A 24,770-nucleotide genomic window follows, 5' to 3' on the forward strand; every position below is an offset into this window, starting at 1 on the left:
CGGTGCGCGGTCCGGGTGTTTTTGTTCGGTGCTTTTTGTCGGTGCTTTTTATTCGGTGCGCAGCGCGGTCGCGGTCCGGGTGCGGGCTGCCCAGCCGGCCGGCAGCAGCGCGCCGAGGACGGCGATCACCAGGCCGCCGAGCCCGAAAAGCAGCAGCTGCCAGGGCTGATAGGTGTGAAGCATCGCCGTCGGCAGCCGGAAACCGGCCGACCAGGCCATCTCGGTCACGATCGTCTGCTGCAGCCACAGCCCCACCGGTGCGCCCAACGCCCCGCCGGCCAGACCGGTGACCACCACCGACGCGATCACCATGGCGATCGTCTGCCGCGGGGCCATCCCGAGCGCCTTGTGCACGCCGAGATCGTGCACCCGCTCCCGGGTCTCCAGCACCACCGTGTTGAGCACACCCAGCGCCGCCACCGCCACCAGCAGCAGCGACAGCAGCGCGGTCAGGCTGTTGATGATCAGAATGGCCTCGGGGGTGCCCTGCTCGGTCATCCCGACGAACGCGCCCTGCGGGGCCAGCGCGATGTCCAGCTCATCGCGGTAGGCCGCCACGTCGGTGCCCGGCTCCAGGTAGACCCGGAACTCCCGGGGCCGCAGCTCCGGATCGGCGAACGTCTCGATCGGGGTGAGGATCTGCAGGCCGTCGTTCTCGGTGTTGAACGCCTCCCCGGCGATCCGCACGGTGACCGGCGCTCCGGCGTAGGTCAGCGTGACCGTGTCGCCGACCGCGGTGCCGGTGCGGGTCAGGAACGGTGTCGCCACCACGATCTCCCCCGGCCCGGCATACCAGGAGCCGTTCACCAGCCGGTACGACTCCGCGCAGTCGCCGCCGGTGGTGGCCAGGGTCTCCAGCTCGCCGGTCAGCGCGGGCGAGCTCACCTCGGCACGCACCGTGCCGCAGTGACCCCGGGTGCCGGCCTGACCGGTGATCGCCCGGTGCACCGCCGCGGTGTCGACCGGCTTGCCGGTCTCGTGCTCGACGCGCTTCGGCCCCTCCCGCTGCCCGGCCTCCACCGTCACGTCGGCGAGCGCCTCGGCGGCCTGGATCTGGTGGAGTGAGGCGGCCAGCCCGACCGAGAAGACCACCGCCGCGGTGCCGAACCCGATCGCCGTGACGATCGTCGCCGACCGGACCGGGCGGGCGAACGGATGCGCCAGCCCCAGCGTCACCGGCCGGGGCAGCGGCAGCCGCGCGGTCAGCCGGGCCGCCCACCGGCCGCGCCCGGCCGACGGGGTCCGGCCGACCGCGAGCGCGTCGACGGTCCGCAACCGCCCGGCCCGGGACGCCGCCACCAGCGCGGTCACCGCCACCAGGCCCAGCATCCCGGCCAGGACGGCGACGTCCACCCACGGTTCCACCCCGGAGTCGCTGGTGCCGTAGAGGTCGTTGGTCTGCGCCAGCACAGGGACGGCCAGCGCGTTGCCGGCCAGCACCCCGATCAGCGCGCCCACGGCGGCCGGGATCAGCGCCTGCGCCAGATAAGCACGGGTCACCTGGCCGGGGGAGAAGCCGAGCGCCTTGAGGATGCCGATCCGGCGGATGCCGGTGCTGACCGCCCCGGCGATCACGTTGCCGACGATCAGCACCGCCATCGCCAACCCGATCACCCCGAACGCCATCAGGAACGGCACGAACAGTGCCGCCTCACCGGCGGCGTCCTGCCGGGCGATCAGCCACGATCGGGACGCGGTCAGCGCCCCGGCCGGCAGGGTCGCGGCCACGGCGGCCCGCCCGGCCTCGACCTGTGCGTCGGTGCCGGCCGTGGTGAGCCGGTACAGCATCTGACGGCCGGTCGGCGTCAGTGTGGCGAACTGCTCGGGGACCACCCAGCCGCCGGCCGTCGCACTGATCGACCGGGCGTGCCCGACGATCGTCAGCGTCGGGCCGCCGGGCAGGTCGGCCAGTGTCCACACCCGGCCGACGGACCGCGAACGGCTGCGCGAGCGGCCGTCGTCGAACAGCACGATCTCGCCCGGCTTCGTGGCCCACCGGCCGCGGACCAGGGTGACCGCGTCGATTCCGCCGGTCGGCTGCGCCCGGCCGGCCACCACGAACGGCGCGACCGGCTCGCGGTCGTCGTCGACCGGATCGATCGTCGCGGTCGGGAACGGCCCGGCGGTCTCGGACACCCCGCCCGCCCGCGCCGACGCCACCAGCTGATCCGCGGTGACCTTCGCGGCGTCGAACTGCACGGTCAGGTGGGCGCCGTGCTGCTGCTCGAACGCCCTGTCGAACGGGGCGGTCGACGCGACCAGCAGGGTGCCGCCGAGCACCGACGACGTCACCGCGATCAGCGTGACCAGGGCGATCACGACCGTCTGCACCCGGCGCCGACCGATCCCGGAACGCACCAACCGGCTCAGCACGCTCACCGGGCGACCTGCCCGTCCTCCAGCCGCACGGTACGGGTGGCACACGCCGTGGCGAGCGCCGTGTCGTGGGTGACCAGGACCATCGTCTGCCCGTCCGCGTGCAGGTCGTTGAAGAGTCGTTGGACGTCCTCGCCGGAGGCCGAGTCGAGGGCACCGGTCGGTTCGTCGGCCAGCAACAACGCCGGCCGGTTCATCAGCGCCCGGGCCACCGCGACCCGCTGCCGCTCGCCGCCGGACAGCCGACCCGGATAGGCCGTCGCGTGCCGGTCCACCCCCAGGGTGCCGAGCAGTTCGGCGGCCCGGCGCTGGGCGGCGCCCCGCGACATCCCGGCCAGCTGGGCGGGCAGCGTCACGTTGTCGGCGACGGTCAGGTCGTCCAGCAGGTTGAAGAACTGGAACACCATCCCGATCGTGGTCCGGCGATACCGGGCGGACCGGGCCTCACTGAGCGTGTCGACCCGGATCCCGTCCACGGTGACCGAACCGGCACTCGGTACGTCCAGGCCGGCGACCAGGTTGAGCAGCGTCGACTTGCCACTCCCGGACGGGCCCAGGATCGCCACCGCCTCGCCCGCGGCGATGGTCAGCGACACGTCGCGTAGTGCCGGTGGCCCGTCGCCGTATCGACGGGTCACATCGCGCAACTCGATCATCGAGTCCTCCTGAAGTCGGTGAGGGCTCGAACGCTAGGTTCGGCGCCACCGGCCATGCGTCAGCCCGAGGAGGCATCTTCGCGACGGCCGTCATCCTTCCGATGTAGACCGGAGATGGATTCGCGGGCGGACTCCGGCGGCGATACTGGGGCGGTGATGGACGTGGGCCGCCTGCTGCGCCGTTCCGGCACACTGCCACCGTTGTCGTGGCGTGGCCAGGTCTTCGACGTGCTCGTGGCGGCGGCTTTGATCGCCGCCGCCGTCTCCGCCGGTGTGACCCGGGTCGGTCCGCAGCGGGCGCCCGCCCCCGGCCTGCCGGAGCCACTGTTCGAGCCGATCCGACCCGACGACGGCAGCGCCGCGATGGTGGTGCTGTTGCTCGTGGTGGCGCCGCTGGTGCTGCGCCGCCGCTATCCGTTGCCGGTGCTGTGGGTGGTGATGGCCATGGCACCGCTGGTCGCCGAGGACGACGCCGCCCTGCGCCTGTCCTTCTACAGCTGCGTGATCGCCGCCTACACCGCGGTCGTCCACAGCCCGTACCGGATCGTGGCGCTGGCCGGGCTGCCGGTGGCGATCCTGCTCTACGGCAACCTGGAGGACGGGCCACCGGGCGTGCCGCCGTCGTTCGTGCCGCTGCTGATCCTGACCACGATCGCGATCGCGGCGAACGGGCTGCGCCGCTGGCGGAGCCAGGCCGACGACGACCGGAAACGGATGGCCGAGCTGGAACGCGAGCAGATCGAGGCACTCGATCGGGCCGCCGAGCACGAACGCGCCCGGATCGCCCGAGAGCTGCACGACGTGGTCACCCACAACGTCAGCATGATGGTCATCCAGGCCGGCGCCGCCCGTAAGGTGCTCGACACCGCACCCGGCCAGACCCGCGAGGCCCTGCTGGCGATCGAGGCCGGCGGTCGGGCCGCGATGACCGAGCTGCGGCACGTGATGGGCCTGCTCACGATGGCGCAGGACGACCCCGACCTGGCTCCGCAGCCGGGCCTGGACCAGCTGGACGCGCTGGTCGGGCGGGTCCGGGAGAGTGGGCTGCCGGTCACGCTGACCCGTTCCGGGCGCCCCCGGCCGGTGCCCGCCGGGATCGCGCTGACCGCCTACCGGGTCGCCCAGGAGGCGCTGACCAACACGATCCGGCACGCGGCCGGGGCCGGCGCGGCCGTGCACGTCGAGTACGGCGACGACCACCTGCGCGTCGAAGTGACCGACACCGGCGGCCGGGCCGGCACGCAGGCGGCCACCGGAGGCGGGTATGGACTGATCGGACTGCGCGAACGGCTCGCCGTCTACGGTGGGACCCTGCGCGCCGGGCCACGGGTGTCCGGCGGTTACCGGGTCGACGCCCGGATCCCCCTGGAGGACACGTGACCGGACCCCTGCGGGTGGTGATCGCCGACGATCAGGCGCTGGTCCGGGCCGGTTTCCGGATGATCCTGTCGGCCGACGGCATCGACGTGGTCGCCGAGGCGGTCAACGGGCTGGAGGCGGTCGACGCGGTCCGACGGATCCGGCTCGACGTGGTGCTGATGGACATCCGGATGCCCGACCTGGACGGCCTGGAGGCGACCCGCCGCATCGTCGCCGGCGGTGACGACGACCCGCGGGTGCTGATGCTGACCACCTTCGACCTCGACCACTATGTGTACGCCGCACTGACCGCCGGGGCCAGCGGCTTCCTGCTCAAGGACGTCACCCCGGAGCACCTGGTCGCGGCGGTGCGGATGGTCCGGGCCGGGGACGCGCTGCTCGCCCCGGCCATCACCCGCCGCCTCGTCGAACGGTTCGCCCACCGCGACCCCGCTCCGGCCCGGCACCGTGACCTGGCCGTCCTGACCCCACGCGAGCTGGAGGTGCTACGGCTGCTGGCCGAGGGCCTGAGCAACGCCGAGCTGGCCGCCCACCTGCACCTGTCCGAGGCCACGGTGAAGACCCACGTCGCCCGCATCCTGGCCAAACTCGGCCTCCGCGACCGGGTGCAGGCGGTCGTGCTGGCCTACCGGACCGGCCTGATCACTCCTTAGAACGGGTGCGGGTCGAGCATGCGGTGCAGGTAACGGCGCTGGCCGAGGGCGACCACCGCCGGGTGGGAGCCGCCGAGGGCGTGTTCCATCCGGTCGGCGACGTCGGCGTCCTCGATGATCGGTTCGTGCGCCGCGCGGCGCATCAGCGCCCGGTTGGCGGCGCAGCGCAGCGTGTCCGGATGATCCGGACCGAGCACCTCGCGGTGCCGCTGCATGGTCGGCTCGATCATGCGCAGCGCGGTGGCCAGTTCGCCGGTCTCGGCGTGCAGCACGGCCAGATTCAGCTCGGCCGCCAGCGTGTACGGATGCCGCGCCCCGAGCACGTCACCGAGCTCCCGGGCCGCCTGCCGGGCGAACTCCAGACCCGTGGCCAGTTCGCCCTTGGCCCGGTGCGCCGCGGCCAGGTTGTTCAGACAGACCAGGGTGTGTGGATGCCGCAGGCCCAGGCTCGCACCGTAGGCCAGGCGCACCTCCTCCAGTTCGCTGATGGCGCTGCTCACCTCGCCACCGGCCAGCAGGCTGACGGCCCGGCTCAGACGGCAGGCCAGGGTGTCCGGGTGAGTGGGCCCGACCACCTCATTGAGTTGCTCGTACGCCTCTTCCAGAAGGGCCGCCGCGGTCCGCTGGCGGCCGAGCGAACCCAATGACACCGCCCAGTTGGCCTTGGCGCTGAGCGTCCGGTACGAGGACGAACCGAACACCCGCTCGTGCTTGTGGGCGATCTCTTCCAGCAGCTCGGCGGAGAGGTGGTACTCGCCGGCTTCACGCAGGTCACGGCCGAGGTTGGTGCCGGTGCCGAGCGTACGCGGATGGTCCTCGCCGTTGATCGTCTTGTTCCGCTCGTAGAGTTCCTCGTCGCGGGCCCGCGCCGCGCGGAAGTCACCGGCGAGTCGCTGGGTGGTGGCCAGGTTGTTGAGCGCGGACAGGGTTCGCGACGAGTCCTCGCCGAAGTAGTCCATCCAGGCGGCGTAGGTCTTCTCGTCACGTTCTTGCGCCTCGCTGTACCGACCCAGTGCCCGCAGGTCACCGCCGAGGCCACCCGCTGTCATCAGGGTGTGCGGGTGGGTCGGGCCGAGCAGTTCGGACTGTTCGGCGAGGACCCGCTCGTCGAGGGCGCGGGCCTCCTCGAAGTGGGCCGATTCGCGCAGGATGTTGGCGACGTTGAACCGCAGGTTGAGGATCTGGCGGCGCAGCGACGTCCGGCCGGCCTCGTCGGTCTGGTCGAGCAGCATCTCGTTCCATCGGCGGTCGACCTGCTCGCCGAGCTGGCGACCCTCGGGCAGGGCGCCGTTGTACCAGAGGTACCGCACCCGGTCGATCATCAGCTGGCGGACCTGCTCGTCGTCGCACTCGGCCGCGTCGGACATCTCCAGGTGCGGCCACAGCATCCGGAACCGGGGCCACGACCGGGAGTCGTCGATCTCGTCACGCGGCCGCAGCCCGGCCAGAACCAGGTGGATCTCGTGCCGGGCCTGGCGCAGCTCCTGCGGGGACATCCGGTTGCGGACCACGTGCTGCAGGAGCCGGTGTACCTGGATCTGGCTGCGCGCCCGGTCGAGTTTCAGCAGCGCGAGCCGGTTGATGTGCTGGACCAGCGCGTGCCGGTAGAGCCGGACCGACATCTCCTTGTCGTAGCGGCCCAGCAACTCGGCCAGTTCGTCGCTGATGACCAGGTCGAGGGTGATCTCCGGGGCCAGGATCGAGCAGAGCTGGAGTAGCCGATACGCCGCCGGGGACCGCTCCTGGAGCAGTTCCAGCGACAGGCTCCACACCTGGTCGACGGTTCGGTCCGGGCCTTCCCGCTCGACCCGGCGCAGGTACTCGTTGACCTGCTCACCGGTCTCGGCGAGCCATGCACCGGTGGCTGCCACCGCGATCGGCAGGTCACCGAGCGCCACCGCGATCCGTTCGGCCTGGTCGGTACGGATGGTGGCGACACGCGCCTTGAGGTGGGCGACGCTCTCGTGACGCTGGAACACGTCGATGGTCATCGGCTGCGCCCGCTCGCCCCACTCTCGGTTGCGGGAGGTGATCAGCACGTGGCCGGGGCCGTGCGGCAGGAACGGCAGAACCTCCTCGACCTCCTCGGCGTTGTCGAAGATGATCAGCCAGCGGGTGTGCGGGCTGCCCTGCTCCAAGGCGCTGATCACCGACCGGGCCGCGTCCAGCACGCTCGTCTGCGGTGTGGTCAGGCCGAGTGCTTTGCCCAGGTCGGACAGGGCGATGTCGATGAACTTGGTCTGCTCGGCATCGACCCACCACACCACGTCGTACGAGTTCTTGAACCGGTGCGCGTACTCCAGGGCCACCTGGGTCTTCCCGATGCCGCCCATGCCCTGCAACGCCACCTGGAGCGTCGGCGGCGGGTTGCCGGACACCACCACCGGACGGCCGCCGCGCAGCCGGGCCCGTAGTTCGCGCAGGTCCTGCTCGCGGCCGGTGAACCGGGCGTTGCGGACCAGCGGGTTGAACACCGCGGGCGGCCGGCCCGGAAACCTGACGCCGATCGCCTGCGGATCCATGTCTCCGACGCTGCGGCCGACGAGGCGCAACACCCGCTCCATCGCCAGTTCCATCGGCTTGCCGCTGATGAACGCGGACGCCGCGAGGGGATAGGCGGGCAACGGCGAGATGTCGTCGACGTACACGGCCAGCGAGGGTCGCGCGTCGACCCGGTTGCGGGGCATCACGTCGTTCGGAGCGCCGGCGGTGGAGTGCGAGACCAGGGTCATCCGTCGCCCGGTGACCTCGCCCGACGGGTGTCCACCGAGGTCGTGCACGCGGATCCCGGCGGCGGCCAGCAGGCCACCGATCCACTCGGCCCAGGCCAGGTCCTCCGGCGCGTACTCCAGGGTCACCTCCTCCTCGGTGACCGGCGTCTGCCGCACGAACCGGTTCACCGTCCGGGTCCGCAGGGCCTCGTCGAGGACCGGCATGGCGGTCACCTCACCGCCGGTGATGCTCGCGGTGAGGCGTTCGTACGCGGCGAGCAGCGACGTGGTCTGCCCGGGCGGATCGCCGAAGGTCGCCAGGATCTCCTCGTAGGCGTAGAACGCCCGGTACGGCACCTCCACCGCGTTCCAGTAGCGGCTGCGCTCGGCCGGTGACATGCCGTCGGGCAGACCGGGGAACCGCTGCATGGCCAGCGCCCGCCCGGCGTCGGCCTTGTCCTTCTCGGCCGGGTCGACCCGCATCGGCACCGGCAGCATCCGGATGTCGCGCCGCAACGTGTTCTGGGCGACGTCGCCGGCCACCTGGGAGGCGCCGACGATGCCCTGCTCGCTCAGGGTGAAGCAGTTGACCAGGACGTCCGGCAGTTGGACGGTGCAGATCGAGGCCACGTCGCTGAGCCCGGTCCGGCTGTCGATCAGGGTGTAGTCGTAGTTGGCCCGCATGTCCTGGCGCAGCGCGTCCAGGAACCGGCCGCCACCGAGCTTCTCGTAGAAGTCGTCCCAGTTCATGCCCGCGATGCTGGCCGCGTACTTCGGGTTCTGCCGGCCCGCGGAGAGGAAGTCCAGGTGCCCGCCGGAGGGGAAGTGGTCCCAGTCGACCGAGAACGCGTGCGTGTGCACCCGGGCCAGCCGGCGGAGGTCCTCCGGTTCGAGCGGGTTCCGGGCCTCCCACTCGTAGGCGCGGACCATGTCGATGACCCCGCTGGCCGCCTCCACCGCCTCGGCCCGCAGGAACGGCCCGAAGAACCGGTGCAGGCCGGGCGACTCCAGATCCCAGTCGGTGACCAGCACCCGCTTACCGTTGGCGGCGAGGATCCAGGCCACATTGGCCAGTGCCATGGTCCGCCCGGTGCCACCCTTGAACGAGTAGAAGGTCACCACTTTGCCGGGCCGCTGCTCACTCATCGTCGCTCTTCTCGAATCCGCTTCGTTGCGATGGGTCGTTGATGCCGAGGCGTGGCCGGGTGGTGCCCTCCTGATGCTGCACATCGGCCCGCCGGATGAAATGGCGGCGGGCCTCACTCACCACCGACGGCATCAGCCGGGCCAACTGTTCCACATCGAGCGCATGGTAGACACGGGCCGCGCCGAGCCCCTGGAGCCGCGCCTGCGCCTCCGCGAGGAGCTCCGCGCCGCGGCCCGGGTACCGCGGGTCGGACTGGTCGGCCACCAGCACCGGGGTGACCCAGCGGTGCAGGTGACCACGGAGGACGTCGAGTGCGGCGGCGCCACCCGGCTGCCACGGGTCGACCAGGATCATCGCCGGCGAGTCGTCCAGGATCTTCAGCTCGTCGGCCCGGTCGACGATCCGCACGGCGAGGCCCTGCTGCTCGGCCCGGGTCGCGGCGAACTCGGCGACCGGCACGTCGGGTGTGCCGCCGTAAGGCTGCCAGGTCGCCGCGGCGCCGCGACCGGTGCTGACCGCCACCACGAACGGCGTCTCCCTGGCCGGTAGGTCGGGCACCGGAACCTCGTCGAACGGCAGGGTCCGGCCGGGCGGCAGCCACCGTCGTTGGGTCACCTCGACGATCCGCAGCGCGAGCCGGTCGATGATCCGGCGGTAGAGGTGGCGGTAGGGGCTGAGCCGGCCCAGCGCCCGCAGGCCGTTCTCCGCGTACTCCGGGATGCCGGCGCCGAGCGGCAGCGCCGCGGTCGCCTCGGCCTGCTGGGCCCGGTCGGTGACCGGCAGCCAGAGCACCGGCACGATGTGCGCCCGGGCCTGGGCCGGCCGACCGGGGAAGACCCGCTGGAGCCGCTCCAGGAAGACCGCCCGCTCCCGCATCGGCCACGACTTGAGGAAGTAGCCGGGGGAGTAGAGCGGCACGAACACCTCGGCCCGGCCCAACTGCTCGGCGATCGTCGCCTTCGACGTGGCGCCGGGGGCGAGCAGGTCGTCGAGGAAGCCGACGGTCGCCGGATCGGCGCCGAGCTGCCCGGCCACCGCGGTGGACAGGTCGTCGAAGCAGTTGCGGACCCAGATGTCGGTGTCCCGGTTCCCGGACGACGTGCCGGGGGCCGACTTGGCGTACGAGAGGAAGAAGCGGCAGCGGTCCGGCGGCGGGATCGGGTTCATGACGTGCCCTCCGTGAAAGACGTGCCCTCCGTGAAGCTGGTACGCAGGCCCTCGACACCGTCCGGGACGGCCGGTTCGACCCGGTAGCGGCCGTGGACGCGCTGGATGTGCATGGCCAGCCGCCAGACGATCGCGTCGTAGATCGCGGTCTGCCCGGTCCGGGCGACGCCGAGCAGGCCGTCGGTCAGGTAGCGGGCGATCCAGTCCTCTTCCGGCAGCCCGGTCGGGGTGAACATCCGCACGGCCGCCACCGGCGGCGGCAGTGCCTGCTCGAACGGGGTCCACAGCACCGGGACGATCGCGCTCTCGCTGCCCGGCACCGGCCCGCCGCGCGGCACCACCCGGCGGCGCGCGAACACGTCCCACTCCCGCGGACACCAGGTGCTGTTGAACAGGTACGGGTAGGAGACCAGGCACACCATCACCTGGCAGGTGCCGGCCGCCTGCAGCACCGTCTTCTGCCACAGCTCACCGCCGCCGCGCCCCAGGTCCAGGAAGCCCGGATCCGCGCCGACAGGTGAGCCGATCAGCTCGTTGACCAGCTCGCTCAGGTCGTCGAAGAGCCGGATCACGTTGCGGCTGGGCTCGCGCGGCGGGCCGACCGAACGGGTCCGGTCCGGCCGGTTGTAGCTCAGGAAGAACACCGGTGCGCCCGGGTCGTCCGCGATCGGTCCGGTCACGCGCCGTCCTCCTCCCATCGCCGGTTGTCAGTCAACCATCGCACCGCAAAATCAACCGCCTCGCGCAACGGCGTCAGCAGCGCCTCGGTCCGCCCGATCCGGCCGCGCCGCGAGCCACCGGTACGGTCGAAGGCCGCCCCGAGCGCCGCGAAGTCCCGGTCGTCGTGGTCGATGCCGAGGAAGTGCTCGGTGACCCGCTTACCGTCGCGTTCGACGAAACAGGTGTACTGCTTGCGCCGCGGCCACCGCACCCGCGCCTCGGCCAGGTGCAGGCCGGTGCACCGTTCCCAGCCGCAGCCGATCATCAGCTCGTGTGCCCCGGCCCGGTAGAGCGCGCCGACCGGCGACCGCTCGCCCAGGTGACAGTCCAGGTCGTGTACCGCCATCAACTCGGCCGCCCGCGGCCCGGTGGCCGCGAACGACGTCTGTGGATGTCCACTGCGGACGGTACCCGCCGCGGTGCGGACATGCTCGGCGAACACGCCCATCCCGGTGGACGGCATCGCCGGGGTGAAGCCGGGCATGCCGTCCAGATGGCGGGCCAGCTCCGACGGACCCATTCCGCGGGTCGCCGCCCGGAACACCGGGCTGGTCGTCGAGTTGTGCGCGGTGTGCGTGGGCACCACGATCGTCGCGTCCGGCCCGGCCACCTCGCGCAGCGCCGCCAGCAGCGCCCGCGGGCCATCGGGCGGCGGGCCGAGGCGGCGCAGCGACACGTGCACCACCAGGTCGCCTGCGGGCAGCCCGAGTGCCCGCAGATCGGCCACCAGGCCCGCCCGGTCCGGTCTCACCCCGGCCACTCCTCGATCGTCGCGGCCAGCCGGTCCAGGAACCGTCGGCCGTCCGCGGTCAGCGCCCCCGAGCCGGACAGGCGACCGATCGCCGTCACGGTCCAGTCCCGGTACATGTCGTAGTGCTTCTCCGCGCCCGCCTCGCCGCGCCCGGCCCGGTGCCGCCACATCCCGGCCACCGTCAGGTGTGCGTAGATGCCCTGCAACACCAGTTCGGCCGGTCGCGGGTCGGGCCGCCAACCCACCTCGACCAGCACGTCGGTGTCCGGGTCGACCAGGTCGATCAGGTCGAGGACGGCGCCCAGCTTGGTGTGCTGGAACTCGTGCACCAGCATCACCGCGAGCGCCGCCGGGTCCGGGGTACGGGCGATGCCGAGCGCGCCGTACGCCTGCCGGGACGTGGCGCTGCGCAGAGTCACCGGGTCCGGGACCAGCGGGGTGATCACGGAGAGCCCCGCGGCCAGCCCGGCCGCCTGCTCGGGGGCGTCGCGTAGCACCGCCGGCCAGGCCGCCCGCAGCACGTCCGCCCACTCCGCCCGGTCGGTCGCGGTCAGCCTGCCGGTGGGTGGCCAGCCGTGGCAGTCCCGGTACGGGTCGGTGTCCTCCAGGCGCACGTTCAGATCACCCGCCGTCACCGTGGCGGTCGGGGTCAGCCGGGCCGCGTGGTCGCCGCGGATGGTCAGGCTCGTCACCCCGGGTGGCACGGACAGCGTGCCGAGAGTCGGCAGGTGCACCCGACCGTCGCGGACGGTGACCGGCACCCGCGCGTCCACCCCGGCGATCACCGCGGCCGCCGCGACCACGTCGGCGAACCGGTCCGGGCCGTCGTGCCCGCTCAGCAGACGGACCGCCCACGCCCGGACGAACGGGTGAGCCAGCACCCGCCGTACCGCCGCCGGGTTCTGCTCGTCGATCTCGGCCAACAGCGACCACGACGCGTCCGGCAGCCGATCCGCCGCCGCGACCAGCAGCGATCTGGTGATCGCCTCCTGGCCGGCGGTCAGGTGCGCGACGGCGTCCGCGCCGCCGCCGCCCGAGGCCAGCTCGTCGAAGACGGATCGGGGCAGATCGGACGGGCCGGGGGTCGCCATCGCGGTGATGAGTCCCTTCAGGTCGGAGCAGTAGACGGACGGATTGTCGAAGCCGGAACCGGCCCGGAACCGGTGCGCGAACAGGCCGCCGCCGCAGCGGGCCACCACCGGGCAGGCGCGGCACGTCGCCGCCAGACCGGCCAGGCCGCTCTGCCGCAGTCGCATCGACGGGGTCCCGGCGAGGTCGTCGACCGAGGAATCGAAAACGGTCAGCCCGGTCGCGGCCGCCCCGTGAAACGCGGTCTTCATCGAATCCGGCTGCTCCCACGACCCGTCGGTCTCGACCACCGCCAGGTCACCGCGGTCGGCGCCGACCGACTCGACGCCGCTGTCCCGGCCGGCGGCGGTGGCGTGCAGCGCGTCGAACAGCCGGATCGGCACCGGGCGCCCGTCGGACAACCAACGGCGATAGATCTTCGAGAGCCATTCGGCGTACGGGGTACCGCCTACCGGACGAGGCGGCGGTCGGTCCCAGGTCGCGTGGGGAAGCAGCAGGTCGATCCGGGGCGGCTCCTGCGCCAGCAACGCCTCGTAGACGGCGATCGGATCGTTGCGCACGTCGATCGTGCACAGGATCCCGGCGTACGCGGCCCGGAACCGCGGCGACCGCAGCAGCGCCAGCCCGCGCAGTGTCCGGTCGTGGCTGCTCGCCCCGTTGCGGTAGCGCCGGTGCAGATCGTTGGCCGCCCGGTCACCGTCCAGCGACACCCCGGCCTTGACCCCGAACTCCAGCAGCAGCTCGGCCATCGGCTCGTCGAGCCGGATCGCGTTCGTCTGCATCCGCAGATCCAGATCGGTCACCGCGCTCACCGTCGACCGGAGAACCGTCAGCATCTCCCGCAGCCGGGCCCGGCCCAGCAGCAGCGGCTCCCCGCCGTGCAGAACCACCCCGACCGCCGGCAGCCGGTGCCGCGCCGCGTGGTCGGCGATCCGGGCCGCCGTACGCTCCGCCACGGCCGCCGACATGATCGCCGGTCGCTCCCGCCAGGTCTGGTCCGCGTGCTCGTAGACATAGCAGTGATCGCAGGCCAGATTGCAGAGCTCGTGAACCTTGAGGACGAACTGGCGCACCGGCCGGACCGGCGGCGCCGCGCGCTCAGATGGCCGACTGGAACGCGGAGACGTCAGAAGGCCGCTCCCGTGCCGCCACCCGGTCCGCCGGAGCGGCCGACCGCATGATCCGATTGACAATTCCGGTGACGTCCCGCGCGGCCCCGCGATCAAGCGGGACGAGCACGGTCATCTGGCGTGATGTGGGTTCTTCCACGGCGCTTGTCTCCCCGGTGACCGGTGGTGGGCACGGAAGCTCGCCCGATCGGGACGAGCGGTTCCTAGAGCATAGACAGACCTCGACGTAAAGTCACCCGCCTCTGCACGGATGGTGACCATGCCAAGCTGGTGCGTCATTACTGGAAGCTTGTGTGGAGGCCGTCGATGCTTTCCGGGACCTTCGGCTCGACCCGGTACCGCCCGTGGATGCGTTGGATGTGCATGGCCAGTTTCCAGACGATCGCGTCGTAGATCGCGGTCTGCCCGGTCCGGGCGACGCCGAGCAGCCCGTCGGTGAGGTAGCGGGCCGTCCAGTCCTCATCGGGCAGTCCGGTCGGGGTGAACATCTTCACGGCCGCGACTGGCGGGGGCAGTTCCTGCTCGACCGGGGTCCACAGCACCGGTACGATCGCGCTCTCGCTGCCCGGCACCGACCCGCCGCGCGGCACCACCCGGCGGCGCGCGAACACGTCCCACTCCAGCGGGCACCAGGTGCTGTTGAACAGGTAGGGGTAGGAGACCAGGCACACCATCACCTGGCAGGTGCCGGCCGCCTGGAGTACCGTCTTCTGCCACAAGTCGCCGCCGCCCCGGCCCAGGTCGAGGAAACCCGGCTCACCGCCGAGCGGCGACCCGATCAGCTCGTTGACCAGCTCGCTCAGGTCGTCGAAGAGCCGGATCACGTTGCGGCTGGGCTCGCGCGGCGGGCCGACCGAACGGGTCCGGTCCGGCCGGGAATAGCTCAGGAAGAAGACGGGTCCAGTCTGGGTGTCCGTCGCCGGACGGGGTTCTGGTCTCACGGGTTCTGTCCGCGCCGGTCGGCGGGGCGCAGGGCGAACGGGCTTCGCGATGAGATCCGAGCCGATTTCGTCGAGAGAGAGGGCGGCGGTGTAGAACGGCACGCCTCCAGCGGTGGTCAGGGTCAACCACAAGCGCGCGGTGCTCAGACCAGCGGAGGAGGCGGTCAGTTCGGCACGAAAATATGTGGGGCCATACGTGCCGCCGAACCGGTGCAGGACCACTCCGGCGGTGTCCAGCGCCCGAACCGTGTACCAGGGCCGCCCGTCGATCATGCAGCCGACCAGGAATTCCTCCTCGTCGTAAGGCCATTCGCCCTCCGGATCGGAGAGTTGAAGATCCACTGAGATGATCCAGGAGGAAGCCGATCCTTCGTCGGGATGCCAGCTGACCAACGGCTGGATGTTCACGCCATTGACCGGGCTCACGACGGTTCTCCGAGCACGAACAGGGTGTCCGGGTGACCGAAGTAGACGTACCGGGAGGCGTACAGGAAATCCTGGATCGCCTCCCGGTCGCCCGGCCCCAGAACGAGTGTGTCGGCCGGCAGCTCACGCGCGGCCTCGGCGCGCCGGCCCTGGAGGAACTCGGGAATCCGCACGCCGCCGGCGCGGGCCCGCGCGATCACACTGCGGGCCAGGGCCGCCGACGAGCCGGTCGGCACCTCGCCCATGGTGGCGACGACGGCGAGGGCCCGCCGGCGCAGGAAGATCTCGGCGAAGTTGCGGTTGGCCCGGTCGCCCATCGCCGGGTCGACGACGGGACGGGCCGAGTTGCAGGCGTTCAGCAGCACCACCGAACCGGAGGCGTGTACCGCCCGTAGCCCGAGGGTCTCGAACCTGGCCAGCGGGATGCCGCCGAGCCGGGCGCTACGGACGTCCGCACCGTGCTGGCCGTGCGCCCGGACGTAGACCAGACCGAAACGCTGGCCCTCGTCGTCGAGTCGCCGCAGCAGCTCGACCAGCGTGTCCGCGCGGCTGACGGCGGCCACCGAGGTGATGCTCAGCCCGGCCCCGGCGACCAGCTCGCCGTCCTCGAAGCACAGGATCCCGCCGCCGGACCGCACCGGCTCGCTGAACGCGCTGAACTGGCCGTGCCGGTCCGGGTCGTGGATCGTGGTCCACCGGGTCACCGGGAACGCCTCGCCAAGCCACCGGTGCGCCGCCCCGTCGACCAACCGGTACAGCTCCCAGGGCAGGCCGGTGTCGGTGTCGTCCCAGATGATCAGCCGCACCCCGGCCGGATCGGCCGCCCGCAGCCCGCGCAGCCAGTTGCCCAGCCCGTGCTTGGTCGCGGACCAGCCCATGATGAACTCGTAGTACTCGACGGCGGCCTCCAGCGCGGCCTCGCTGTCCGCGGTCAGCGCGTCGTCCATCGCCAGGCCGGGCCGCAGGTGGGCCTTCTCGTCGGATTCGGTGCTGCTCCACATCCGGCCGCGGAAGTAGCCCTCCAGCCGGAACCGGTAGCGGTCCGGGGCGTCGTCGACGGCGATGACTTTGAGCAGGGCGACATCGTGGGGCAGTTCCCGGCTCAGATCGGGCGCGGCCGATGGCATCGAGAGTCCGGTCGCGTCCGCCGCGACCGCCGGACGGATCTCGCCGGCCGGTTCGGCGGCCACCGGCGCAAGCGGGGCCGGCGTGGACCTGCCCTGGAGCGCCCCGACCACCCGGTTCGCCGTCACGGCGCGCCGTCCGGCCGGGCGACGATGCCCGCCATCGCGCCGGCCAGGGCGAATGGCAGATCCCGGTAATGGCTCAGCTCCGGCGGGGCCAGCACGACCGCGCGTACCGCCCGCAGTCCCGAGAAACCGGCGGCGACCGTGAGGGCGTCGTCGACGCCGGCCCGGCTGACCGATCGTGGCCGGATGTCACGCTGGCTCGCCTCCAGCGGCACGTTGCCTCGCCCGTCGGAGACGACCACCAGCCAGGCCTCGCCGTCCCGGATCGGCAGGTTGCGCCGCCGTAGCCGCATCTCCTGAAGTGCCAGGTCGAGGCCGTGGGCCAGCGGCGTGGCGCGTGCGGGCGCCCGGTCGAGCGCCACGTTCAGCACCGGGTCGAGCACCCCGGAGAGCCGCCGCCGTTCGGCCTGTAGATCGGACACCGCGTCCCGGTGCCCGATCTCGATCAGGCTGACCGCGGCCCGCCGGGTGTAGGCCCAGCCTAGGTACGGCGCGAGTGCGGCGGTGACGTCCCAGCCGCGCCGGCTGGTGTGGTCGAGCAGCAGCACCAGCGCGGCGTCCGGTTGCGGCTGCCGGCGGTTCGACCGCAGATCCGAGGCATGGATCCGCAGCGGCGCGGCGGTGCCGTGGCGGATCCGGCGGAACTTGGCCGCCTCCAGGACCGTCGCCAGATAGGCGATGTCGACCGGGCGGCCGGTCGGCTCGGCGCCGATGATCGGGCCGCGGCTTGGCCGCCGAGTTCCGGCCCGCTGCCAGGGCAGCCGCAGACTGGCGAAGTCGGGCAGAGCGTCCGGCGAGTCCTCCGGATAAAGTATCTGCTTCGGTACGGCCGCCGGTCCCGCTGCGGGCGGGAGGACGCCGATGGGGACCGGCCGCAAGGGCTGTCCGGCCGCAGCGCCGGTCTCGACGGTCTCGACGGTCTCGACGGTCTCGGGACCCGCGGGCCACGCAGCCGTACCGTCGCCTGTCGTCGCCGGCTCGGGAGAAGACGCCGGCTCGACGCTGGCAGGAGTCGGGGAGACCGGCGCGGGGCTGCGGAGACCGAGCAGCTCGGCGGCCCGGTGGACATGGCGCGGTTCTACCATGTCGGCCCGGTCCGAGACCGCGACGACCCGAGCCACGCGGGCCAGCGCCAGATCCCGGCGGTGCGGGGACGGCGACTCGCCGATCACCCCGGTGACGGCCGTGGCGGCCGTGGCCGACATCACCGGCAGCGGGCCGATCAGTGGCGACGGCACGGCCAGCCCGGGCGGAAGGCCCGGAGCGTCCTGATCCAGAGCGGTCCGAACCTGCGCGGACGTGTGCGGCGGGGTCCCGAAGCCAGCGGCGGTCACCCGTACCGGAAAACGGTCCAGAAGGTGCGGTGACAACCGCTCCGCCGCAGCCGCCGGGCAGGCGGCCAGCCACCGGGCCCGCGGGCGCCAGGCCGCATGCGTGCCGTGCCGGTCGGCGACCGCCCCGTCGGCCCCGATCAGCACGGTGGCGGCCCTGGTCACCGCCAGGTTGGCACGCGACAGGTCGGGAACGACGACGATCAGCGTCTCGCCCGGCGACTCCCGCAACCGACCGGCCGCGGGGACGAACCCGGCGCCCGCGCTCACCCAGAGGGTGTCGTCGCTGTCGCCGGCGCCCAGCGTCACGACCCGGGCCGGGCCGCCGACCGCGCCCGCAAGCCCGGCCGCCAGGCCGTCGATCAGGTCCGGGCGCAGGTCCAGCAGCAGGACGCCGCCCAGCCGGTGATCGAACGCGGCGCACGTCAGCGTGCCCGCGATCCGGTCCGCGACGGTGTCAGCCGGCAGCACTTGTCGCCCGCGCCACGATCGCGTCGTCCTCGGCCGACCACCGGCGCAGCGTGCCGCTCTCGCTTGTCCCCCGCCGGTGGACCAGGGCTAGCGGCGCCGCCTCGGTGAGATGGCCGGCGTCCACCTCGCCGTCCCCGGCGATGGCGGCGATCGCCCGCGCCGCGCGCAGCATGGCCAGCTCACCACGATGCCCGTCCAGGTCGAACTCCACGGCGATCGCGGCCGCCATGGTGGCGGCCTTCTCCGGGATCACGATCCCGGGCGCCCGGCTGCGTGCGGCGTCCAGGCGGCGATGGTGTTCCTCGTCCGCCGCGTACGCCGCCCGCAGTTCCTCCGGCGGCCCGGCCGACAGCCGCTCGAACTCCAGGACGGTCGTCAGGATCTCGGCCCGCTGACTCGCCGACGCGACCGAGTCCACCCACACCACCAGGCCGAACCGGTCCAGCAGTTGGGGCCGCAGGCCGCCCTCCTCGGGGTTCATCGTGCCGACCAGGTTGAACCGGACCGGGACGTTGGTGCGGGAGATGCCGTCCCGCTGAACGGTCAGGATCCCGGTCGCGGCCGCGTCCAGAATGATGTCGACGAGGTGGTCCTCCAGCAGATTGATCTCGTCGACGTAGAGGATGCCGGTCTTGCCGCGGCCGCCGGCCTCCTCGATCAGTCCCGGCATCCAGGTGCTCTCGCCGCGCAGCAGCCGGTCGACGTTCCAACCGCCGACCACCCGGTCGTCGGTGGCGCCGATCGGCAGGGTGACCGGCAGATCCCCGAACACCATCCGGGAGAAGGCCCGTACGGTGGTGGACTTGGCGGTGCCCCGGCGGCCGGTGGCCAGCACCCCACCGACGGCGGGGGAGACGTAGGCGATCTCCAGTGCCTGCTTCAGGCCGTCCTGCGCGACGATCCGGCTGTACGGGAGAACGAACGGCTGGTCGGTCACGGTTTCTCCTGGTCGTGCTGGGGTGGGTGCTCGTACGAGCCGCGCAGCGGGACACCCTGCCGGAGCAGGTCGCACAGTTCCTCGTTGGCGATCCGTTCGGCCGCCGGGTTACGGGGCAGCGGCAGGTGCAGTGCGGTCCGCAGGTCGAACCGGTGCAGGTCGAGCCCGGCCCGCACCCCGGCACCGTAGGCGACCGCGGCCCGCACCGCCCCGGCGTAGCTCAGCACCGAGATCCCCAGCGGCACCAGCGCCAGCAGCGTCCACCAGCCGGACCGCCACACCAGCAGCCCGGCCGCGGCGATCGAGGTCAGGGCCGTCACCACACACATCCGGACCGCGGCGTCGAGCGCGTCCCGCAGGTCGTCGACCACGCCGCGGATGTTCTCGCCGAGCAGCGGATACAGGTGCGGCCAGACCACGATCGGGTCGAGGCCGTGATCCTGACCGGCGGTGTCGGCGGTGGCGGCCAGCACGTTGCCCAGCCGGGTGGCGCGGACCGCGTGCTCGGCCGGGTACCGGGACCGCAGCCGTGCCGACGCCTCCCCGGCCTCGTTGATCAGCCGCTGCTGCCCGGACTGCACGGCGGCGGTCAGGGCCGCGGTCGCCCGCTCGGCCATCCGGGTCCGGAGCGTCACGTGCCGACGCTGCCGCAGCGAGGCGCCGAGCCACCGCGGGAAGTCGCCTTCGAGGAGCCGTACCAGAGAGGTCTGCAACGGCTGGAGGACCACCGCGACCAGCACGACGGCCAGGGCGATCAGGACCGCTTCGAGCACGCCGAGGTCCTTGGCCGTCGCCCAGGCGTCGTCGAAGTGGACCCGCTGCCCGGGCGCGCCCGCCCAGACCAGGGCGATCAGGAAGACGGCGACGGCGTACGTCGGCAGGTAGGCGGTCCGGAAGAAACGCGGCGAGGCCAGGACGTCCGGTGGATTGGCGAGGGCGTCGAGACTCAACGTTGCAGCTCCATCCGGCCGTGGGCGCATTCCGGTAGGTCGCGGAGGTCGTAGTGCATGCGGTGTTCGGTCCGGTCGCACGGCCGGCAGGCGAAGACGAGTAGACGGTAGCGGGTCGAGTCACCCAGCGGCTCGAGGCGCTCACCGGCGCCGGGCTCGGCCGCGGTGCCGCCCGCGGCGTCCAGCGACCGCCTGGTGACCACCCCGGCCGTCCGGCCGCCGACCGTGACGGTGACCGCCGGTGCCGAGGAGTGCAGGAAGAAGTCCCGGAGCCGGCGCTCGGCGGCCCGCAGCGTGCCCGACCCGGTGACGTCCACGGTGTCCGGAGCCGGTGCCGCGGACTCGTCGACGAGCGTCCCCAGCTCGAAAATCAGATCGTCGGAGTCCACAGCGTCCACATCACACGACCGGATCAAGGCCGTCAATGACTTACGCGGCCGGGCTCCGGAACGTGCTCAGCGCGCGTGCCGACGCGCGGACCCGGTCGCGGCCCTCGTGCTTGGCCGTGTAGAGCGCGGCGTCGGCCCGTTGCAGCAGCTGGGCCAGGGTCTCCCGGCCGTCCCAGGTGGCCACGCCGATGCTGCAGGTCTGGGCGTCGGGCATCGCGGCGCGCATCCGGTCCAACACCGTGACCGCGTCGTCGGAGCCGGTCCCGGGCAGGGCGAACATGAACTCCTCGCCACCCCAGCGGGCCAGGAAGTCCTCGTCGCGCATGCCCGCCGCGAACGCCGCCGCGGCCCGTTGCAGCAGCTCGTCGCCGGCCTGGTGGCCGTACGTGTCGTTGTAGCGCTTGAAATGGTCCAGGTCGGCGATCGCCACGGTCAGCGGTTCGCCGGACTCCTCGGCGTCGGCGACCATCCGGTCCATCGCCTCCTGCCAGGCCCGCCGGTTCGGCAGCGCGGTCAGCGTGTCGGTGAACGCCATCCGCTCCAGTCGGCGCAGCAGCCGCTCGTGCTCCAACGCCAGCGCCGTCTCGTCGGCGAGCAGGGCCACCGCGCGCGTACGGTAGTCGCTCACCGACTCCACCCGGCGCGACCAGCCGACCGCCAGCACCGCCGTGACCTGCCCGTCGACGACCACCGGTTGCCACATCATCGACTTCCCGTCGACCTTCTTCAGCAGCTCGGCCGACACCCGCGGGTCGGACGCCGGATCGGCCAGGAAGATCTCCTCGCCGCTGAGCCACACCCGGGCGATCATCGATGTGCCGTCCAGCGGGACCCGGGTGCCGATCACGGCGGCGCCGTCCGCGTCGGTCACCACGACCTCCCGGACCGGGCCGGCCGGCGTACGGGAGCCGGTGTCCGACGGCGCCTCCAGCAGCGACACGCTGTCGGCCGCGGCCAGGTCCCGGATCGCGGCGATGATCGTGGCGCGGGCGTCCTCCCCGGTACGGATCCGGCGCGCCGCCGCCGCCACGGCGGCCAGCAGCTTGTGCGAGTGCCGGGCCTCCTCCTCGGCCAGGTGCCGGTCGGTGATGTCCTGCATCTGCAGCAGCGTCCACGGCCGGCCGGCGACGTCACTGATCGCGACCGTGGCGTACGCCCAGCGGGTGGACCCGTCCGGCCGTACGATCCGCTGCTCGCCCTCGGTCCGGAAGGGTGTGACGTCGGCTCCGAGGACCTCGCTCTCGGACCGCCCGGCCAGCTCGCAGAAGGCCGGGTTGGCGGCCACCATCCGTCCGGTCTCGTCGGCGATCGCCACGCCGGTCGGTGACGCGTTGAACAGCCGCTCGAACCGCTCGGCGACCGTGGTGACCTTCTCGTGCGCGCGTTTGAGCGCCAGCTGCCGACGGCGCAGCGCCTCGTGCATCAGCGCGCCGAGCAGTGCCGCGAACACCACCTGCACGCTGTAGTAGACGGTGTCCGGCCCGCGTAGCTGCGCCTCGGCGGCCACCGTGAGCCCCCAGCCGCCGACTCCGACGAGCGCCGCCGCCGTGAAGATCCGCCGGGACGTGACGGCCGCACCGACGCCGAGCAGGGTCAGCATCAGCGTCGTGCTGTATTGCAGCCGGCCGGTGACGGCCACCTGCGCCACGCTGTCGATGATCGGCAGGAACGCCAGCAGTTCCCCGCGTCGGCCGGGCCGGCGACGGGTCGCGGCGATCCCCATGAACAGGGCGGTCACGCCGTCCAGCACGGTCATCACGGTGCGGGCGGTACCGGTCAGGATCAGGAAGTTGGTGACCGCGAGCGCCAGGTACACCCCGGCGAGAGCACCACGGATCCAGCGGGTCGCGGCGTCGCCGCGCCGTCTACCGCTCACCTGCGACATGCCCCCGCCACCTCCGTCAGCCTTCGCGGAACTGTCGGCAGGGGGCGGGCCGACCTGAAGGTAATTGACGGATGCGAATGGCCGGTCTAGGTTCCGTGTCCATGCGACGATCCCGCCTGCTCGCGATCCTCACCGCGGCGACCCTGCTGGCCGCCGGTTGCAGCGAAGAACCCACGACACCCTCCGCCGCCCTCGACAAGGTCAACACCGGGGTCATCGCGATCGTCGACGTCGCACCGATCTACCTCGGCAAGGAGAAGGGCTTCTTCACCGAGCAGAAGATCGACCTCACCCTGACCACCGCCCAGGGCGGCGCCGCGATCGTGCCCGCGGTACTGAACGGCGAGTACCAGTTCGGCTTCAGCAACACCATCTCGCTGCTGCTCGGCGCCTCCAAGAACCTGCCGGTCAAGGTGGTCTCCAACGGCACCAACTCGACGGGTGTCGACGGGCAGGACTTCGGCAGCCTGTTCGTCAAGGCCGACAGCCCGGTCAAGAGCGCGAAAGACCTCGCCGGTCGTACGGTCGCCGCGAACACCCTGAAGAACATCGTCGAGACGAGCGTGCGCGAGTCCGTCCGCAAGGACGGTGGTGACGCGGCGGCGGTGAAGTTCACCGAGCTGGCCTTCCCCGACCAGGTTCCGGCGCTGGAGTCGGGCAGCGTCGACGCGATCTTCGTGGTCGAGCCGTTCCAGCAGGCCGCTGTGGCCGCGGGCGCCAGGCGGATCGCCTCCAGCTACGTCGACGCGGCGCCCGACCTGACCGTCGCCATGTACTTCACCTCCCAGCAGCTGATCAGCAGCAACCCGGACCTGGTGGCCCGCTTCACCACGGCGATGAAGAAATCCCTGGCGTACGCCGACGCGCACCCGGACGAGGTCCGCAACGTCCTCGCCGCCTACACCAAGATCACGCCCGAGGTGCGGGCGGCGCTGGTCCTCCCGAAGTGGCCCGCCGAGATCAACAAGGCCTCGGTCGACACGCTGGCCGGCCTCGCCGTCACCGACGGTCTCCTCACCGCCAAACCGGACCTGGCCACCCTGCTGCCCTGACCACGGCGCTATCCGTCGTGATCCGACGACCCGCCCGCGGCCTGTGTGAAGACGGCCGCGGCGCGGGCGGCGATCTCCTCGTCGTCGCCGGTCCACAGGTCGTCCAGCCACGGCCCGGCGAACAGGCCGACCAGCGTCGGCACACCGTCGGCTTCGGTGGCGTCGAGCCATTCGCTGACGCACGTGACCGCCGGGCCGTGCACCCGGTAGTAACCGGCCGGATGCGCCGGCCAGAACCGCTCACCGAACCGCAGCACCACCTTCTCCACCCGACCCATGCCGAGCCGGCCGAGGGCGGCGCGATGCGGTGCGGGCAGCGGCGGTTCGAACGTGATGCCGTCCTCCGCCAGCACCCCCAGCGGCACGGTGACGATCACCGCGTCGACCCGCACCGATCCGGCGTCACCGGACAACCTCACCCCGTCCGCATCGACCACGATCCGGCGGACCGGGTGCCCCAGCCGTACGTCCAGCCCTGCCGCCAGATGATCGGTGAGCAGCCGATACCCGCCGACGATCCACCGGTCGCCCGCCCCGACACCCGGTTCGAACCCGTGCCGGGCACTCAGCCACGACAGCGGAGCCCCGGAGTCCATCACGATCTCGGCGTCCACCGACCGTCGCACCGCCCGCGCCGCCCCCTCTTCGAGACCCTCGATCCAAGGCTCGAGAACGTCAGCCATCGAGGCCCCGTCCGGCGCCGCCTCGAGCCGGTCCCGGAGCCCGGCCCCGATGAGCTCAGCGTCGTCCGCCGCGCCGGCACCCGATCCGTCCAGGATCAGCGGATCGTGGAAGTCGGTCGGCACGGTGCGCAGCGACAGCCGCTCGGCGAGCCGGGCCAGAACGTTGTCGTCATACTGCTGAAGCCAGTTGGCGCCCAGGTCGAAACCGGAACCGCCGATCTCGGCGGGAGCGGTCCGCCCGCCGATCCGATCCCGGGCCTCCCAGACCACCACGTCGACACCGAGTTCGGTCAGGGACCGGGCGGCCCCGAGCCCGGCCATGCCGGCCCCGACCACGGCGACGCGGTCCGGTTTCCGATCCGCGGCCCAGGCCGCCGCAAGAACCCCTTGCTCGTACGCCCCGTGCGTCATCCCCGCCCGCGTCGGATGCGTGGCCTCCCCGGCGATACGCAGCCGCCCACCGATCGGCGCACCCAGCGCGACCCGATCCTCGGGCGAACCGTCCCGTCCGATCAGGCTCCACGACCCCCGCGCCCACGGATCCTCTCCCCAGTGCGAGACCGCAGACCCGACAAGCCGTCCCATCCCGGCACCCACCCATCCCCTGAACCGACGATCGACTCGCGCATGCTCACCCCCGGCAGAGCCCTCCGCCACCGAATTTCCCTCGGCGTG

General features: G+C 72.3%; 18 protein-coding genes. 3 read left to right on the forward strand and 15 right to left on the reverse strand.

The features are described 5' to 3' along the window. Positions 1 to 48: 48 nt before the first annotated feature. Positions 49 to 2,379, reverse strand: coding sequence for an ABC transporter permease (locus Q0Z83_RS08450; protein WP_317793259.1), 2,331 nt, complete (start codon positions 2,377 to 2,379; stop codon positions 49 to 51). After that, positions 2,376 to 3,032 carry an ABC transporter ATP-binding protein gene (locus tag Q0Z83_RS08455; protein ID WP_317793260.1) on the reverse strand — a complete coding sequence of 219 codons (657 nt, stop codon included), beginning with the start codon at positions 3,030 to 3,032 and terminating at the stop codon, positions 2,376 to 2,378. The genes Q0Z83_RS08450 and Q0Z83_RS08455 overlap by 4 nt, the downstream gene beginning before the upstream one ends. 156 nt (positions 3,033 to 3,188) lie before the next feature. Here Q0Z83_RS08455 and Q0Z83_RS08460 point away from each other — a divergent pair, with 156 nt between their 5' ends. Then, entirely contained in the window at positions 3,189 to 4,412 is a 1,224-nt protein-coding gene (locus Q0Z83_RS08460; RefSeq protein WP_317797054.1) for a sensor histidine kinase, read from the forward strand. Beyond that, complete coding sequence (locus tag Q0Z83_RS08465) at positions 4,409 to 5,065, forward strand: response regulator (protein ID WP_317793261.1); 657 nt, start codon at positions 4,409 to 4,411, stop codon at positions 5,063 to 5,065. The genes Q0Z83_RS08460 and Q0Z83_RS08465 overlap by 4 nt, the downstream gene beginning before the upstream one ends. On the opposite strand, the gene fxsT is transcribed toward Q0Z83_RS08465, so the two are convergent. The 12 genes from fxsT to Q0Z83_RS08525 all read right to left on the reverse strand — a co-directional run bounded on the left by fxsT (position 5,062) and on the right by Q0Z83_RS08525 (position 22,360). Continuing rightward, a complete protein-coding gene (gene fxsT / locus Q0Z83_RS08470; RefSeq protein ID WP_317793262.1) occupies positions 5,062 to 8,922 on the reverse strand; it encodes an FxSxx-COOH system tetratricopeptide repeat protein in 3,861 nt (1,286 codons plus the stop codon). The genes Q0Z83_RS08465 and fxsT overlap by 4 nt on opposite strands. Continuing rightward, positions 8,915 to 10,090, reverse strand: coding sequence for a TIR-like protein FxsC (locus Q0Z83_RS08475; protein WP_317793263.1), 1,176 nt, complete (start codon positions 10,088 to 10,090; stop codon positions 8,915 to 8,917). The genes fxsT and Q0Z83_RS08475 overlap by 8 nt, the downstream gene beginning before the upstream one ends. After that, a complete protein-coding gene (locus tag Q0Z83_RS08480; RefSeq protein ID WP_317793264.1) occupies positions 10,087 to 10,770 on the reverse strand; it encodes a TIR domain-containing protein in 684 nt (227 codons plus the stop codon). The genes Q0Z83_RS08475 and Q0Z83_RS08480 overlap by 4 nt, the downstream gene beginning before the upstream one ends. Beyond that, entirely contained in the window at positions 10,767 to 11,561 is a 795-nt protein-coding gene (locus tag Q0Z83_RS08485) for an aminoglycoside N(3)-acetyltransferase (RefSeq protein WP_317793265.1), read from the reverse strand. Before Q0Z83_RS08485 ends, Q0Z83_RS08480 begins: the two co-directional genes overlap by 4 nt. Next, entirely contained in the window at positions 11,558 to 13,723 is a 2,166-nt protein-coding gene (locus tag Q0Z83_RS08490) for an FxsB family cyclophane-forming radical SAM/SPASM peptide maturase (RefSeq protein ID WP_317793266.1), read from the reverse strand. Before Q0Z83_RS08490 ends, Q0Z83_RS08485 begins: the two co-directional genes overlap by 4 nt. Positions 13,724 to 14,058: 335 nt before the next feature. Next, positions 14,059 to 15,147: a TIR domain-containing protein gene (locus Q0Z83_RS08495; protein WP_317793267.1), complete on the reverse strand. Its 1,089-nt coding sequence runs from the start codon at positions 15,145 to 15,147 to the stop codon at positions 14,059 to 14,061. Then, a complete protein-coding gene (locus tag Q0Z83_RS08500; protein WP_317793268.1) occupies positions 15,144 to 16,400 on the reverse strand; it encodes a hypothetical protein in 1,257 nt (418 codons plus the stop codon). Before Q0Z83_RS08500 ends, Q0Z83_RS08495 begins: the two co-directional genes overlap by 4 nt. After that, on the reverse strand, positions 16,397 to 18,199 hold the full coding sequence (locus Q0Z83_RS08505; protein WP_317793269.1) for a hypothetical protein: 1,803 nt from the start codon (positions 18,197 to 18,199) through the stop codon (positions 16,397 to 16,399). The genes Q0Z83_RS08500 and Q0Z83_RS08505 overlap by 4 nt, the downstream gene beginning before the upstream one ends. Continuing rightward, the gene (locus Q0Z83_RS08510; protein ID WP_317793270.1) at positions 18,186 to 19,136 is read right to left on the reverse strand and encodes an AAA family ATPase; all 951 of its coding nucleotides are present in this window, start codon (positions 19,134 to 19,136) and stop codon (positions 18,186 to 18,188) included. Before Q0Z83_RS08510 ends, Q0Z83_RS08505 begins: the two co-directional genes overlap by 14 nt. Beyond that, positions 19,133 to 20,086, reverse strand: a complete 954-nt coding sequence (locus Q0Z83_RS08515; RefSeq protein ID WP_317793271.1) for a hypothetical protein — start codon at positions 20,084 to 20,086, stop codon at positions 19,133 to 19,135. The genes Q0Z83_RS08510 and Q0Z83_RS08515 overlap by 4 nt, the downstream gene beginning before the upstream one ends. Next, positions 20,083 to 20,475, reverse strand: a complete 393-nt coding sequence (locus Q0Z83_RS08520; RefSeq protein ID WP_317793272.1) for a hypothetical protein — start codon at positions 20,473 to 20,475, stop codon at positions 20,083 to 20,085. Before Q0Z83_RS08520 ends, Q0Z83_RS08515 begins: the two co-directional genes overlap by 4 nt. A gap of 40 nt (positions 20,476 to 20,515) precedes the next feature. Next, positions 20,516 to 22,360 (reverse strand): sensor domain-containing diguanylate cyclase, encoded by a 1,845-nt coding sequence (locus tag Q0Z83_RS08525; RefSeq protein WP_317793273.1) that lies wholly within the window; start codon positions 22,358 to 22,360, stop codon positions 20,516 to 20,518. 101 nt (positions 22,361 to 22,461) lie between these two features. Here Q0Z83_RS08525 and Q0Z83_RS08530 point away from each other — a divergent pair, with 101 nt between their 5' ends. Beyond that, positions 22,462 to 23,412: an ABC transporter substrate-binding protein gene (locus Q0Z83_RS08530; protein ID WP_317793274.1), complete on the forward strand. Its 951-nt coding sequence runs from the start codon at positions 22,462 to 22,464 to the stop codon at positions 23,410 to 23,412. Positions 23,413 to 23,420: 8 nt separating this feature from the next. Here Q0Z83_RS08530 and Q0Z83_RS08535 read toward each other — a convergent pair whose 3' ends face one another. Continuing rightward, complete coding sequence (locus Q0Z83_RS08535; protein ID WP_317793275.1) at positions 23,421 to 24,680, reverse strand: flavin monoamine oxidase family protein; 1,260 nt, start codon at positions 24,678 to 24,680, stop codon at positions 23,421 to 23,423. Between the last annotated feature and the right edge of the window lie 90 nt (positions 24,681 to 24,770).

The organism is Actinoplanes sichuanensis (assembly GCF_033097365.1).
Lineage (GTDB): Bacteria > Actinomycetota > Actinomycetes > Mycobacteriales > Micromonosporaceae > Actinoplanes > Actinoplanes sichuanensis.

Bases quoted from the DNA above. Each gene is read 5' to 3' on its own strand.
- Q0Z83_RS08455 (WP_317793260.1), bottom strand. From the start codon at position 3,032: ATGATCGAGTTGCGCGATGTGACCCGTCGATACGGCGACGGGCCACCG.
- Q0Z83_RS08460 (WP_317797054.1), top strand. From the start codon at position 3,189: ATGGACGTGGGCCGCCTGCTGCGCCGTTCCGGCACACTGCCACCGTTG.
- fxsT (WP_317793262.1), bottom strand. From the start codon at position 8,922: ATGAGTGAGCAGCGGCCCGGCAAAGTGGTGACCTTCTACTCGTTCAAG.
- Q0Z83_RS08475 (WP_317793263.1), bottom strand. From the start codon at position 10,090: ATGAACCCGATCCCGCCGCCGGACCGCTGCCGCTTCTTCCTCTCGTAC.
- Q0Z83_RS08525 (WP_317793273.1), bottom strand. From the start codon at position 22,360: ATGTCGCAGGTGAGCGGTAGACGGCGCGGCGACGCCGCGACCCGCTGG.
- Q0Z83_RS08530 (WP_317793274.1), top strand. From the start codon at position 22,462: ATGCGACGATCCCGCCTGCTCGCGATCCTCACCGCGGCGACCCTGCTG.
- Q0Z83_RS08535 (WP_317793275.1), bottom strand. From the start codon at position 24,680: ATGGGACGGCTTGTCGGGTCTGCGGTCTCGCACTGGGGAGAGGATCCG.